The 12,468-nt window shown below is 63.0% G+C and carries 10 protein-coding genes; 5 read left to right on the forward strand and 5 right to left on the reverse strand.

Annotated elements, in window-relative coordinates:
- Nucleotides 1–62: 62 nt before the first annotated feature.
- The 3 genes from J5251_RS17435 to J5251_RS17445 all read right to left on the reverse strand — a co-directional run bounded on the left by J5251_RS17435 (nucleotide 63) and on the right by J5251_RS17445 (nucleotide 4,177).
- Nucleotides 63–1,124 (reverse strand): hemolysin family protein, encoded by a 1,062-nt coding sequence (locus tag J5251_RS17435; protein ID WP_139004856.1) that lies wholly within the window; start codon nucleotides 1,122–1,124, stop codon nucleotides 63–65.
- Complete coding sequence (locus J5251_RS17440) at nucleotides 1,121–2,479, reverse strand: hemolysin family protein (RefSeq protein ID WP_139004855.1); 1,359 nt, start codon at nucleotides 2,477–2,479, stop codon at nucleotides 1,121–1,123. The genes J5251_RS17435 and J5251_RS17440 overlap by 4 nt, the downstream gene beginning before the upstream one ends.
- Before the next feature lie 243 nt (nucleotides 2,480–2,722).
- On the reverse strand, nucleotides 2,723–4,177 hold the full coding sequence (locus tag J5251_RS17445) for a GuaB1 family IMP dehydrogenase-related protein (protein ID WP_139004854.1): 1,455 nt from the start codon (nucleotides 4,175–4,177) through the stop codon (nucleotides 2,723–2,725).
- Nucleotides 4,178–4,470: 293 nt separating this feature from the next.
- Here J5251_RS17445 and J5251_RS17450 point away from each other — a divergent pair, with 293 nt between their 5' ends.
- The 3 genes from J5251_RS17450 to J5251_RS20710 all read left to right on the forward strand — a co-directional run bounded on the left by J5251_RS17450 (nucleotide 4,471) and on the right by J5251_RS20710 (nucleotide 9,175).
- A complete protein-coding gene (locus J5251_RS17450; RefSeq protein ID WP_208574725.1) occupies nucleotides 4,471–8,289 on the forward strand; it encodes a multifunctional oxoglutarate decarboxylase/oxoglutarate dehydrogenase thiamine pyrophosphate-binding subunit/dihydrolipoyllysine-residue succinyltransferase subunit in 3,819 nt (1,272 codons plus the stop codon).
- Nucleotides 8,290–8,372: 83 nt separating this feature from the next.
- Nucleotides 8,373–8,972, forward strand: coding sequence for a GDSL-type esterase/lipase family protein (locus J5251_RS17455; RefSeq protein ID WP_139004852.1), 600 nt, complete (start codon nucleotides 8,373–8,375; stop codon nucleotides 8,970–8,972).
- A gap of 128 nt (nucleotides 8,973–9,100) precedes the next feature.
- Nucleotides 9,101–9,175, forward strand: a complete 75-nt coding sequence (locus tag J5251_RS20710; protein ID WP_369299106.1) for a 50S ribosomal protein bL37 — start codon at nucleotides 9,101–9,103, stop codon at nucleotides 9,173–9,175.
- 112 nt (nucleotides 9,176–9,287) lie between these two features.
- On the opposite strand, the gene rsrA is transcribed toward J5251_RS20710, so the two are convergent.
- Together rsrA and J5251_RS17465 are read right to left on the reverse strand one after the other, a co-directional pair.
- Nucleotides 9,288–9,563 (reverse strand): mycothiol system anti-sigma-R factor, encoded by a 276-nt coding sequence (gene rsrA / locus J5251_RS17460; RefSeq protein WP_139004851.1) that lies wholly within the window; start codon nucleotides 9,561–9,563, stop codon nucleotides 9,288–9,290.
- Nucleotides 9,560–10,246 carry a sigma-70 family RNA polymerase sigma factor gene (locus J5251_RS17465; RefSeq protein WP_139004850.1) on the reverse strand — a complete coding sequence of 229 codons (687 nt, stop codon included), beginning with the start codon at nucleotides 10,244–10,246 and terminating at the stop codon, nucleotides 9,560–9,562. Before J5251_RS17465 ends, rsrA begins: the two co-directional genes overlap by 4 nt.
- A 321-nt stretch (nucleotides 10,247–10,567) precedes the next feature.
- Between J5251_RS17465 and J5251_RS17470 the strand changes: the two genes are divergently transcribed.
- Entirely contained in the window at nucleotides 10,568–11,116 is a 549-nt protein-coding gene (locus J5251_RS17470) for a DoxX family protein (protein ID WP_208574726.1), read from the forward strand.
- A 5-nt stretch (nucleotides 11,117–11,121) separates the two neighbouring features.
- Complete coding sequence (gene aroA, locus J5251_RS17475) at nucleotides 11,122–12,468, forward strand: 3-phosphoshikimate 1-carboxyvinyltransferase (protein ID WP_208574727.1); 1,347 nt, start codon at nucleotides 11,122–11,124, stop codon at nucleotides 12,466–12,468.

Below are 12,468 nucleotides of genomic sequence, written 5' to 3' on the forward strand. Positions count from 1 at the left end.
CCGCCCTCCTGCCGACGGCCGGCTGCGGCCCGGAGCTGTGACGCTCCGGGCCACGGCCGGGATCAAGCGCCCAGCCGACGCACACCCTGATTCTGGGTAGTGTCCCGGATCTCCCCCACCAGTTCCTCGAGCACGTCCTCCAAAAACAGCACCCCGTGGGTCTGGCCGCCCGGGCCAATCACACGGGCCAGATGGGAACCGGTGCGCTGCATGACAGCCAGCGCGTCTTCGATTTCCTCGTCGAGCGACAGGTTGGCCAGCGTACGCACCTTGGTCACCGGTATGGGCATCGAATAACGTTCCTCCGGGATCGTCATGATGTCCTTCAGATGCAGATACCCCGTGAGGTTAGCGTCGCCATCGGCCACCGCGAAGCGGGAGAAACCCGTCCGGCCCACCACCCGTTCGAACTCCGCCGGCGTGGTGTCCACGCCGATGGTCACCAGGTCATCCAGCGGAACCATGATGCTTTCCGCCGTCTGGCCGGAGAACTCCAGGGAGCTGGAGATCAGCCCCGCTTCATCCTCCACCAGGCCGTGCCGGGTGGATTCCTGCACGATGGATTGGACTTCCTCCAAGGTGAAGGTGGAGGTCACCTCGTCCTTCGGTTCAATCCGGATCGCACGCAGAATGTGGTTCGCCGACCAGTTCAGGACAACGATCACCGGCTTGACGATTCTGCCGACAAAGACCAGCGGCGGAGCCAGCAGCAGGGCCGCTTTATCCGCGGTGGACACCGAGATGTTCTTCGGGACCATCTCGCCGAAGGTCACGTGCAGGAACGTCACCAGCAGAAGGGCGATGACGAACGAAATCCCGTAGGAGACGTCGTGCGGTATTCCGATCCAGCGCTCCAGCGGAATCAGCAGCAGCTCCTTGATGGCGGGCTCGGCGACGTTGAGGATGAGCAAGGAGCATACGGTAATGCCCAATTGTGCACAGGCCAGCATCAGGGAAACGTTTTCCATGGCCCACAGCGTGGTTTTGGCCCGCTTCGATCCCGCCTCGGCCAACGGTTCGATCTGGCTCCTTCGGGCCGACATGACAGCAAATTCCGCCCCGACAAAGAAGGCATTGCCGAGCAACAGCAGCACTAGCCAGAGTATGCCCATCCCGGCGCTCATCGGACGCCCCCTTCGGCAGCCGCGGCCCCGGGCGTCGTCGTACTGCCGCCCTCACCGACCACCGGATCCGGAATGAATCGGACCCGGTCCACCCGGCGCCCGTCCATGCGCTCCACTTCCAGTACGCCGCCGGGTACGTCGACGCGATCGCCGGCGGCAGCTATGCGGCCCAGCTCGCTCATGATGAATCCGCCGACGGTCTCGTAGCCTGCTTCATCCGGAACAGTGAGCAGCGGGATTTGTTCGGAGACTTCGTCCGGACGCATCAGCCCCGGAAAGTACCAGTTGCCGGCAGCGCTCTGCAACACGCCGGGCTTGACCCGATCGTGCTCGTCGGAGACCTCACCGACGATTTCTTCCACCAAGTCCTCGAGCGTCACAACTCCCGCTGTGCCACCGTATTCATCGAGAACGACGGCGAACTGCAGGTTTGATGCGCGCAGCTCCGACAGCAGCGAGTCCAGGTGCACAGTCTCGGGCACCCGCAGCACATCGGTCATGATCGTTGCAGCGGCCAACTCGGACCGTTTCCAACGTGGCACTCCGATAGCCTTTTTGATGTGGACCACGCCGCGGACATCGTCCGGCGAGTCGCCCAGGATGGGGAACCGTGAAAAGCCGGTTCTTCGGGCAGCTGCCACGATGTCCTCGACGGTGTCATCGGCATCGATGAACTCGACCCGGATACGCGGGGTCATGACATCGGCAGCCGAACGGCCGGAAAACCTCAAGGTCCGGGACAGGAAGTTTGCGGTACCGGCATCCAGCGTGCCCATTTCGGCGGACCGGCGTACCAAGGAGGCCAGCTCAGATGGCGTCCGGGCGCCGGAGAGTTCTTCCTTGGCTTCCAGGCCGAACAGATGAAGCACCTTGTTGGAAAAGCCATTAAGGACGATGATCGCGGGTTTGAATACTGCCGTAAACAGCAGCTGTGGCCGGGCAACCGCCTTGCCGACTGCCATGGGCAGGGCAATGGAGGCATTTTTAGGTACTAACTCGCCGATCAGCATCGAGAGAAGGGTTGCCACCGTCATGGCGATGACAACTCCGGCGGTCTGGATGATGGCTTCAGGCAGAGCCAGCATCGCCAGCGGCGCGCGCAGCAGACTGCTGATGGCCGGCTCCAGCAGGAAACCCGTCAGCAAGGTGGTCAGGGTAATACCCAGCTGACAGCTGGAGAGTTGCGTGGAAAGGGATTTCAGGCACTTCATCACAGCAACGGCGCCCTTGTCGCCCTTGTCGATGGCCCGCTGCACGGTGGCCTGGTCCAGCGCCACGAGGGCGAATTCAACCGCCACAAAGAAGCCGGTTCCGAGAATCAAAAGCATGCCGGCAGCAATTTGGATCCACTCCATCAGAGGACCACCACCGCACACGGTGAAGTTAGGAGCGCAGACTGCGCCGGCGGGGGTTTGTCGTCAGAGCCCGGACTAGAAGGCTCCTGTCCGGCCGCCGGGGCGTCAGGAAGTGAATGATGGGCACGGGTACGGGGTCTGCCGGTGCTGTGTGAGCCATCCGATTGCGTTGCCACTGCTGCAATCGTGCCCACGGACCGGCGCCTAGAATAGCTGTCCATTATTCGTTAAGCGTAGCAGGCGCTACCAGCTTTGAGGCAGCGGCCGGCCTTCCTCATAGCCGGCCGCGGACTGCACCCCGACGATGGCACGCTCACGGAATTCGGCGAGGTTGGTCGCTCCCGCATAGGTCATGGAACTGCGCAGGCCCGACGTGATCTCGTCCAGCAAGTCTTCGACGCCGGGGCGGGCAGGCTCAAGGTACATCTTCGAGGAGGAAATGCCTTCCTCAAACAGGCCCTTGCGGGCACGCTCAAACGCCCCCTCGCGCTGCGTCCGGTACTGCACCGCACGTGCCGAGGCCATGCCGAAACTTTCCTTGTACTGCCGGCCATTGCTATCCGTCATCAGATCCCCCGGGCTTTCGTAGGTTCCGGCGAACCAGGAACCGATCATGACCTGGCTGGCACCCGCTGCCAGCGCCAGAGCCACGTCGCGGGGGTAACGCACTCCGCCGTCGGCCCAAACATGGGCGCCAAGTTCGCGGGCGGCGGCCGCGCATTCGTACACGGCGGAAAACTGCGGCCGGCCGACGGCGGTCATCATCCGCGTGGTGCACATCGCGCCGGGTCCCACACCGACCTTGACGATGTCCGCACCTGCTGCGACCAGATCGCGTACGCCTTCGGCACTGACCACGTTCCCAGCCACCACCGGGACAGCAGGATCCAATCCCCGTACCGCCTGCAGCGCGTCGAACATCTTCTGCTGATGTCCATGGGCAGTGTCAACAACAAGAACGTCGACGCCGGCCTCGAGCAGGGCGGCGGCTTTGGCCTCGACGTCTCCGTTAATCCCGACGGCGGCCGCGACCCTGAGGCGCCCCTTACCATCCACGGCGGGGCGGTAGATCGTTGAGCGCAACGCACCGGTGCGGGTCAGAGCCCCGAGGAGGTAGCCCTCGTCGTCGACGACCGGTGCGAAGCCGACCCCGGCGCCGTCGAAAAGCTCAAAGGCCTTCCGGAGCGCAGGCTGAAGCTCACCGGAAAACATCGATGCCTGCAACGTCAGCGGGTGCGCACGCATGACCGATTCCAGCGAGGCGAACCTGTCCACGCCTTCGCATTCTTCAGCCCGGACCACACCGAGGCAACGCCCTTCGCCGTCGACAATCGCAACGGCTCCGTGGGCGCGCTTATTCATCAGGTGCAGCGCGTCGATGACGGTGTTAAAGGGCTGCAGTTTCAACGGGGTTTCGTAAACCGCATGGCGCGCTTTGACCCAGCCGGTGACTTCGGCCAGCACGTCGAGGGGAACATCCTGGGGCAGGACCGCCAGACCACCGCGGCGGGAAATCGTCTCGACCATCCGGCGGCCGGTCACCGCGGTCATGTTCGCCACAACCAGCGGAATGGTTGCCCCCGTTCCGTCCCCCGAAGCCAGATCCACGTCCAGCCGTGACACCACTTCCGACCTGGACGGAACCAAGAAAACGTCCGAGTACGTTAGGTCCGTCTGCGGCTGATTGATGAACTGCATGTTCTGCTCCTGAGATTGACGTGCAGGCAACGACAGCACGAGTCTACGACCCCGAGCGAAATCACCGTCGCCCCGCTTTTGACGGGTCCGTTGGTGCTTCGTCACATTGGTTTCAAAACAATCGGATGAGATTGGCCTGCACAGCGGATGTGTCATTAGACTGGCTAGAGGTCCAGACCCGGTGCGTCCAAACGCACCTCACGCGCCCGTGACGACTGCAGCAGGTTGTTGCCATGGGCCGCAGCGTGTGGTCTGCAGGGCAAGCGGCAACACATGGAAGAGGCGTATAACAAGTGCCAGAGCATCCCAATCTTCGTCTACCCGAGGAATTCGGCGGTAACGAATGGCTCGTCGACGAGATTTACGAGCAGTACCTCCAGGACAAGAATTCGGTGGACAAGAAATGGTGGAGCATTTTTGAATCGGCCGGCGCCGGCTCAGCTCAAACCGCTAATGGCAATGCACCGCGCGCTGCAAGGGAGGAAACCGACCCCCAGACGCGCCAACTGCCGGTAGTCAAGGAGCCCAAGGGCACCCCGGCTGCGTCCGCCGAAACCACCGCAAACAACCGCAGTGCGGAAAAGCGGATCCCCGCGGATGCCGAGCCTGCACCCAATACTTCCAAGGACAAGGCTGTGCCCGCCGCCGCTGCCGATGCGGCCAAGCCCGAGCCGAAGACAGCTCCCATCCCGGCTCAGCTGCCGAAGTCTTCACCCAACTCCCAGACCGAGGAAGACAAAATCTCGGTCCTGCGCGGCCCCGCCAAGGCCATCGCCACCAACATGGACCAGAGCCTGAGTGTTCCGACGGCTACGACGGTGCGCGCTGTGCCCGCGAAGCTGCTGATCGACAACCGCGTGGTCATCAATTCCAACCTGGCACGCGCCCGCGGCGGCAAGGTCTCCTTTACCCACCTCATCGGCTACGCCGTGGTCAAGGCACTGGGCCAGTTCCCCAGCCAGAACGTGCACTATGACGAGGTCGACGGCAAGCCCGTTGCGGTCCAGCCGGCGCACGTTAACTTCGGCATCGCCATCGACATGCCCAAGCCCGACGGTTCCCGCCTTCTTGTTGTTCCGAATATCAAGAAGGCAGAAACCATGAACTTCTCGGAGTTCTGGCACAACTACGAGGACCTCATCAAGCGCGCCCGTGCCGGTAAGCTGACCGCCGACGATTACGCGGGCACCACCTCGTCACTGACCAACCCGGGCGGCATCGGCACTGTTCACTCGGTGCCCCGGCTGTCCAAGGGCCAGGCGACCATCATCGGCGTCGGCGCTCTCGAATACCCCGCCGAATTCCGCGGGTCAAGCGAGAAGACCATAGCCGCGCAGGGTGTTGGCAAGATCATCACGTTGACCTCCACGTATGACCACCGCGTCATCCAGGGCGCCGGCTCGGGCGAGTTCCTGCGCCTCGTGGAGTCGCTTCTGCTCGGCGAGCAGGACTTCTACGACGAGATCTTCGAAGCCCTGCGAATCCCGTACGAGCCGGTTCGCTGGCGTCCGGACAACCAGGTTGACGTAGAACTGCAGGTCAACAAGATTGCCCGCATCCAGCAGCTCATTCACGCTTACCGGGTCCGCGGCCATCTCATGGCGGACACCAACCCGCTGGAGTACGTCCAGCGCAAGCATCCTGACCTGGACATCCTCACTTACGGTTTGACCATGTGGGACCTGGACCGCGAGTGGGTCACGGGCGGCTTCGGCGGCAAGTCCCGGCTGAAACTGCGCGATATCCTGGGCGTGCTCCGCGATGCTTACTGCCGCACCACCGGCATCGAGTACATGCACATCCAGGATCCGGAAGAACGTAAGTGGTTCCAGGACGAGTTGGAGCGCCCGTACGCGAAACCCAGCCGCGAGGAGCAGTTGCGCGTCCTGGGCAAGCTCAATGCAGCCGAGGCGTTCGAAACGTTCCTGCAGACCAAGTTCGTGGGCCAGAAGCGCTTTTCGCTGGAAGGCGGCGAATCCCTGATTCCGCTGCTGGACGCTGTCATCTCCGACGCAGCCGACGACGGCCTGGACGAAGTCGCCATCGGCATGGCCCACCGCGGCCGCTTGAACGTGCTGACCAACATTGCCGGCAAGACCTACGCCCAGGTGTTCCGCGAGTTCGAAGGGACGCAGGACCCGCGCAGCGTCCAAGGCTCGGGTGATGTGAAGTACCACCTCGGCACCGAGGGCACCTTCACCTCGGACAACGGCAACGAGACCAAGGTCTACCTCGCCGCCAACCCTTCCCACCTTGAAGCCGTTGACCCGGTCGTCGAAGGCATCGTGCGTGCCAAGCAGGACCGTCTCGACCAGGGCGACGGTGCGTTCGGCGTGCTCCCCATCATCATCCACGGCGATGCGGCATTCGCGGGCCAGGGCGTCGTTGCGGAGACGCTCAACCTGTCCCAGCTGCGCGGCTACCGCACAGGCGGTACGGTGCACGTCATCGTCAATAACCAGGTCGGTTTCACCACCTCGCCGCACGCGTCGCGCTCCTCGGTGTACTCCACCGACGTAGCCAAGATGATCCAAGCGCCGGTCTTCCACGTCAACGGGGATGATCCCGAAGCCGTTGTCCGGGTGGCACAGCTTGCGTACGAATACCGCCAGCGTTTCCACAAGGACGTTGTCATCGACATGGTCTGCTACCGCCGGCGCGGGCACAACGAGGGCGATGATCCCTCGATGACCCAGCCGATGATGTACAACCTGATCGAAGCCAAGCGCTCCACCCGCAAGTTGTACACCGAAGCCCTCGTCGGCCGCGGCGACATCACGCAGGACGAGGCAGACCAGGCGCTTCGCGACTATCAGGAACGCCTGGAGCGAGTCTTCGCCGAAACGCATGCCGCCCAGACCTCCCCGATTCCGGTTGTCACCAAGGACGCGGCCGCCGTCTCGGACATCGAACGCCCGCTGTCCCAGCAGGCCGAAGACGAGATCCGCCTACCAGCCAGCACGGCTGTCAGTTCCGAGGTGCTCGCCCAGATCGGCAAGGCGCACGTCAGCATCCCCGAAGACTTCACCGTGCACCCGAAGCTCAAGGCGCTGCTGGAGAAGCGAGAGCAGATGTCGCGTGAAGGTGGCATCGACTGGGGCTTCGGCGAAATTGCCGCCTTCGGCAGCCTGCTGATGGAAGGCGTTCCGGTCCGTCTGGCTGGCCAGGACTCCCGCCGCGGTACTTTCGTCCAGCGCCATGCCGTCTTCCATGACCGGTCGTCCGGCAAGGAATGGGCACCGCTTACACAGCTGTCCGAAGACCAGGCCAAGTTCTGGATCTACGACTCGCTGCTCTCTGAATATGCGGCCATGGGCTTCGAATACGGTTACTCGGTAGAGCGGCCGGACGCGCTGGTCATCTGGGAAGCGCAGTTCGGCGACTTCGTCAACGGCGCACAGACCGTAATCGACGAGTTCATCTCCTCGGCTGAGCAGAAATGGGGACAGCGTTCCTCGCTGGTCCTCATGCTGCCGCACGGCTATGAAGGCCAGGGGCCAGACCACTCCTCCGCTCGCATCGAACGATTCCTGCAGATGTGCGCTGAAGACAACATGATCGTGGCCAACCCGACCACCCCGGCGTCGCACTTCCATCTGCTGCGCCGCCAGGCCTACAGCCGCCCGCGCAAGCCGCTGATCATCTTCACACCCAAGCAGCTGCTGCGTCTCAAGGCTGCCTCCGCCAAGGTCGAGGACTTCACGGAGGGCCGCTTCCAGCCGGTCATCCCCGAGGTCCAGGAACTGAACGCTGGGGAAGTCGACCGGATGGTCCTGGTATCTGGACGCCTGTACTACGATCTGCTGGCTGCCCGCCAAAAGAACGGCGACACCAAGACGGCTCTGGTGCGGGTCGAGCAGCTGTACCCGCTGCCAGCCCAAGAAATCGAGGCCGAATTGGCCAAGTATCCGAACGCCGAAGTGGTCTGGGCCCAGGACGAGCCCGCGAACCAGGGACCGTGGCCTGTCATCGGAATGATGCTGCCGCAGAGGGTGGACATGAACCTGCGTCTGGTTTCGCGTCCCGCGTCCGCCGCCACCTCAACAGGTTCTGCCAAACGGCACGCTGTCGAGCAGGACGTCCTTGTGAAAAAGGTGTTTGAGCGTAAGTAAGTAAGATGTTGGGTGGGGTGCACAGACACCCCACCCACTTCTTTTTAACCAGAGGCCTGCCCTAACCAACCAGAAAGCATCTTGTGGAGCAACGCAAAATCAGGATCGCCGCTGTCGGCGACGAACTCCTTGCCGGTACCGGTGATCAGCGCGCCCTCGGTTGGCTCGGACGGACTCTGGCCCGGACCAATCCCGCGCCGGCCAGCCTCGAATCGTTCACTCTGGCATCGCCTAACGAGGGCACGGAGGAGCTTGCCGGACGTTGGCTGCAGGAGGCAGGACGTCGGTTTGATGACGGTTACGAAAACCGGCTCGTTATCGGACTGTCCGACCGCGACCTGGATCTGGAGCTGACAACCGCCCGGAGCCGGCTGAATCTGGCCAACATTCTTGATGGTGCAGCGCAGTTAAGCGTCAAGGCTTTCGTCGTCGGTCCACCGCCCGGCCTCGATGCAGAGCGCAACCAACGCCTTGCCGAACTGTCCGCTGCATTCGGCGATGTCACCACCCGACGCAAGCACGTCTACGTTGATACCTTCACTCCCCTGCTCAATCACGAACAGTGGCGCACGGATCTTGCCGCTAACGGCGGTGCTCCCGGGCAGGCCGGCTACGGTTTGATCGCCTGGCTGGTCCTCCACCGCGGCTGGTACAGCTGGTTGGAACTGCCCGAGCCCTCCTGACTAACTAACGCTCCCCTGGCCGTGGTCCGCCGGTCAACACCGTTCAGCCGCCGTCACCGGTTAGGCGTGCATGGACGGATGTGGGAGACTGGTACGCAGTTCTTTTTCATCAAGGTAAGGAGGCAGCTATGAGCAAGCGAGCACGCAAGCGTCGTGACCGTAAGCGCGGCGGCGCAAACCACGGTAAGCGCCCCAACACCTGAGCTACCGGTTCCCCGGTAAGGCTTACGGGTCACCCGCCAGCTGAATAATGCAGGAACCCCCGACGACCAGCAGGTCGCGGGGGTTCCTCTTTGTTTATGCCGGGACGCACTTCTAGGCGTCGGCCTGCACCGAGTCAGCGGCTTCCAAGTGCCCGATCCGGTCCAGAATCCGTTCCTTCAGTGTCTGCGGCGCAGCCTCTTGGCACGACCTCTTGACTACGCTTCGGATCAGGCACTCCAGGCTATGCTCCTGGGCGCATTCCTCGCAGCCGTCCAGATGCTGTTTGATCTCGTTGAGGTCCTCGCGGGACAACGCGCCGTCAACGTACTCATAGATCCGCTTCATGCGGTCGTCTTCGCAGTCGCCCAAGCCGTGGCAGTCGCTCATTTGCCGTTCTCCTGTTTTGTCCCGACTGTGGTTTTGTCCGTCTTTTTGCCCATTCCGCGTTCGTGCGCGTAGTCGGCCAGCAGATCGCGCAATAGCTTGCGTCCGCGGTGGAGACGGGACATAACCGTTCCGATCGGGGTGTTCATGATTTCCGATATTTCTTTGTAGGCAAAACCTTCTACGTCTGAAAAGTAGACGGCCAGCCTGAACTCCTCCGGGATCGCCTGGAGGGCTTCTTTGACGTCCGAATCCGGCAGGTGGTCCAAGGCCTCCGCTTCGGCGGACCGAAGGCCCGTCGAAGTGTGCGAAGCCGCTTGGAACATCTGCCAGTCCTCAACCTGGTCCGCGTTGGATTGGAGCGGTTCGCGCTGCCGTTTGCGGTACAGATTGATATAGGTGTTGGTCAGGATCCGGTAGAGCCACGCCTTGAGGTTGGTCCCCGGCTTGTATTGATGGAAGGCCGAAAACGCCTTCGTGTACGCCTCTTGGACCAGATCTTCGGCATCACTGGGATTGCGGGCCATACGCATGGCAGCTGAATAGAGCTGGTCCACGTACTGCATGGCGTCGCGCTCAAAGCGGGCACTGCGTTCTTCTGGTGTCTCGGTGTCAGCGGCCGCTGCCGGCGCGGATTCCTCCGTAGCCTCCAGGGGGGCAGCCTCATCGGATTTGTCTGTTGTCATCGGCACCAAGTCTACGCTGGAGGTGTTCCGGGCAGGGTCCAAACGCAGCTGCAGTCCCGCAGCAGGCTGAAGAGTTGCTGATGGCACTGATTGTCCTTTCGACACGTTGGCGCCGGCGCTATGTTCGAGAACCCGCACCTATTGCTGCTCTTCACAACGACGCAGGCACCGTACTTATTCCGCCCTCGGTCATCGTGGATTCCCCAACGTTGCGCCTGCAGGATGTACAGGGCACGCAAAAGTGCCAGACTAGAGAACAGCGTCACCAGCAGTCCTAGAAACAGCTTCCGCACTGCGGACAGCGCCAGCCAGGAGGTACTTATGACCATCGTTCGCTTTGTTGCCCGCCCGATGCTTGCCGCAACGTTTGTGGCTTCGGGAGTCGATCGCTTGCGAAATGCGCAGGACACCGCGGACCAGCTTCAGCCGGCCCTGCGGCAGGTCCAGTCCATGGTTCCCTCCGCAGCACCGGTAACAGGCAACGAGAAGCTGGTTGCCCAGGTCATTGGTGCCACTCAGGTTGGGGCCGGCGTTTTGCTGGGGATCGGCAAATTCCCACGCATTGCGGCACTGCTTCTGGCAGGAACGGCAGCGGCGAACGCACTGGTGGAATTCAATGCCGCGGACGCTACGTCGCCTGATTCCCGCCGGGCCCGGCGCAACCAGTTACTTAAGAACGTGTCCCTCATCGGCGGCGTTCTGTTGGCCGCCGTTGATACCAACGGCCGTCCCGGACTGGTCTGGCGTGCCGAACATCTCGCCTCTGACGCGCGCAGAAATGTGCAGACCTTCAGCAAGGATGCCCGCAAACAGCTGCAGAAGGCTGAGCGGACCGTGCGGGCAGCTGCCTCCGATGTGGTGGGTTCCTAGTTTTCATGACTGAGCAAGCAAGCGTCGGCGGCAAGAGCACTCACTGGCCCGCACCTTTCGCCCCGGGGCCGGTCGATGCCACGGTTTACGTACCGGCCTCGAAATCACTGACCAACCGCTACCTTGTGCTCGCAGCTCTGGCGGACGGTCCGTCGCGGCTGCGGGCACCGCTGCACTCGCGGGATTCGGTTCTCATGATCGATGCACTGCGCGCGCTCGGGGCCCGCGTCGAGGAAACGCCGGGCGAGGGCCGGTTCGGTCCCGACCTGCTGGTCACGCCTATTGAACAGGACCGGGAGCTGGGCGAGACGCGAGTGGATTGCGGGCTGGCCGGTACCGTGATGCGCTTCGTACCGCCGCTGGCAGCATTGTGCACGGGAACCGTGACCTTCGACGGCGATCCGCAGGCAAGGAAGCGGCCGATGGGCAGTACCATCGACGCGCTGCGCGGCCTCGGCATCCGGCTGGAGGACGGCGGGAACCGCTCGCTGCCGTTCACGCTGGCCGCTTCCGGCGGCGTCGACGGCGGGCATCTGGTCATCGACGCCGGAGCCTCCTCCCAGTTCGTCTCGGCGCTGCTGCTGGTCGGCGCCAGATTCGGCAACGGGCTGCATCTCGAACATTCCGGCCAGAGCGTCCCCAGTCTGGACCACGTTGCCATGACCGTGGCGGTACTGCGCAGCGTCGGGGTTGAAGTTGACGATTCCCGGCGGAACCACTGGGTGGTCCGGCCCGGATTGATCAGGGCTTTCGACGTCACTGTCGAACAGGACCTTTCCAATGCTGGCCCCTTCCTCGCGGCGGCCCTGGCCACGAAGGGAACGGTTCGGATCCCGGGCTGGCCGGAGGAAACCACCCAGGTCGGTGACAAATGGCGCAGCATTCTGGCGCAACTCGGCGCCACCGTCAGCTATGAGAACGGCACCCTCACGGTGACCGGCGGGCCTGAGATCACCGGGGCGCACCTCGCCGACACCAGCGAACTTGCCCCGACCACGGCGGCGCTCTGCGCCCTCGCCGGCAGCGAATCCAGGCTCACCGGAATCGCCCATTTGCGCGGACATGAAACAGACCGGCTGGCGGCTCTGGTCGCGGAAATCAATGCTTTGGGCGGCGATGCCGAAGAAACCGACGACGGCTTGATCATCCGTCCGAGGCCGTTGCATGGCGGGGTCTTCCATTCATATGAGGACCACAGGATGGCCACTGCCGGAGCCATTATCGGGCTGGCAGTCGAGGGCGTGGAAGTCGAAGACATCGGCACCACGGCCAAGACCATGCCCGAGTTCCCGCGGCTATGGCAGCACCTGTTCGAGACATCCGTCCGCCAGTCCGAGGCGGGAGCGCTCTAA

This window comes from Arthrobacter crystallopoietes, assembly GCF_017603825.1.
GTDB lineage: Bacteria > Actinomycetota > Actinomycetes > Actinomycetales > Micrococcaceae > Crystallibacter > Crystallibacter crystallopoietes_B.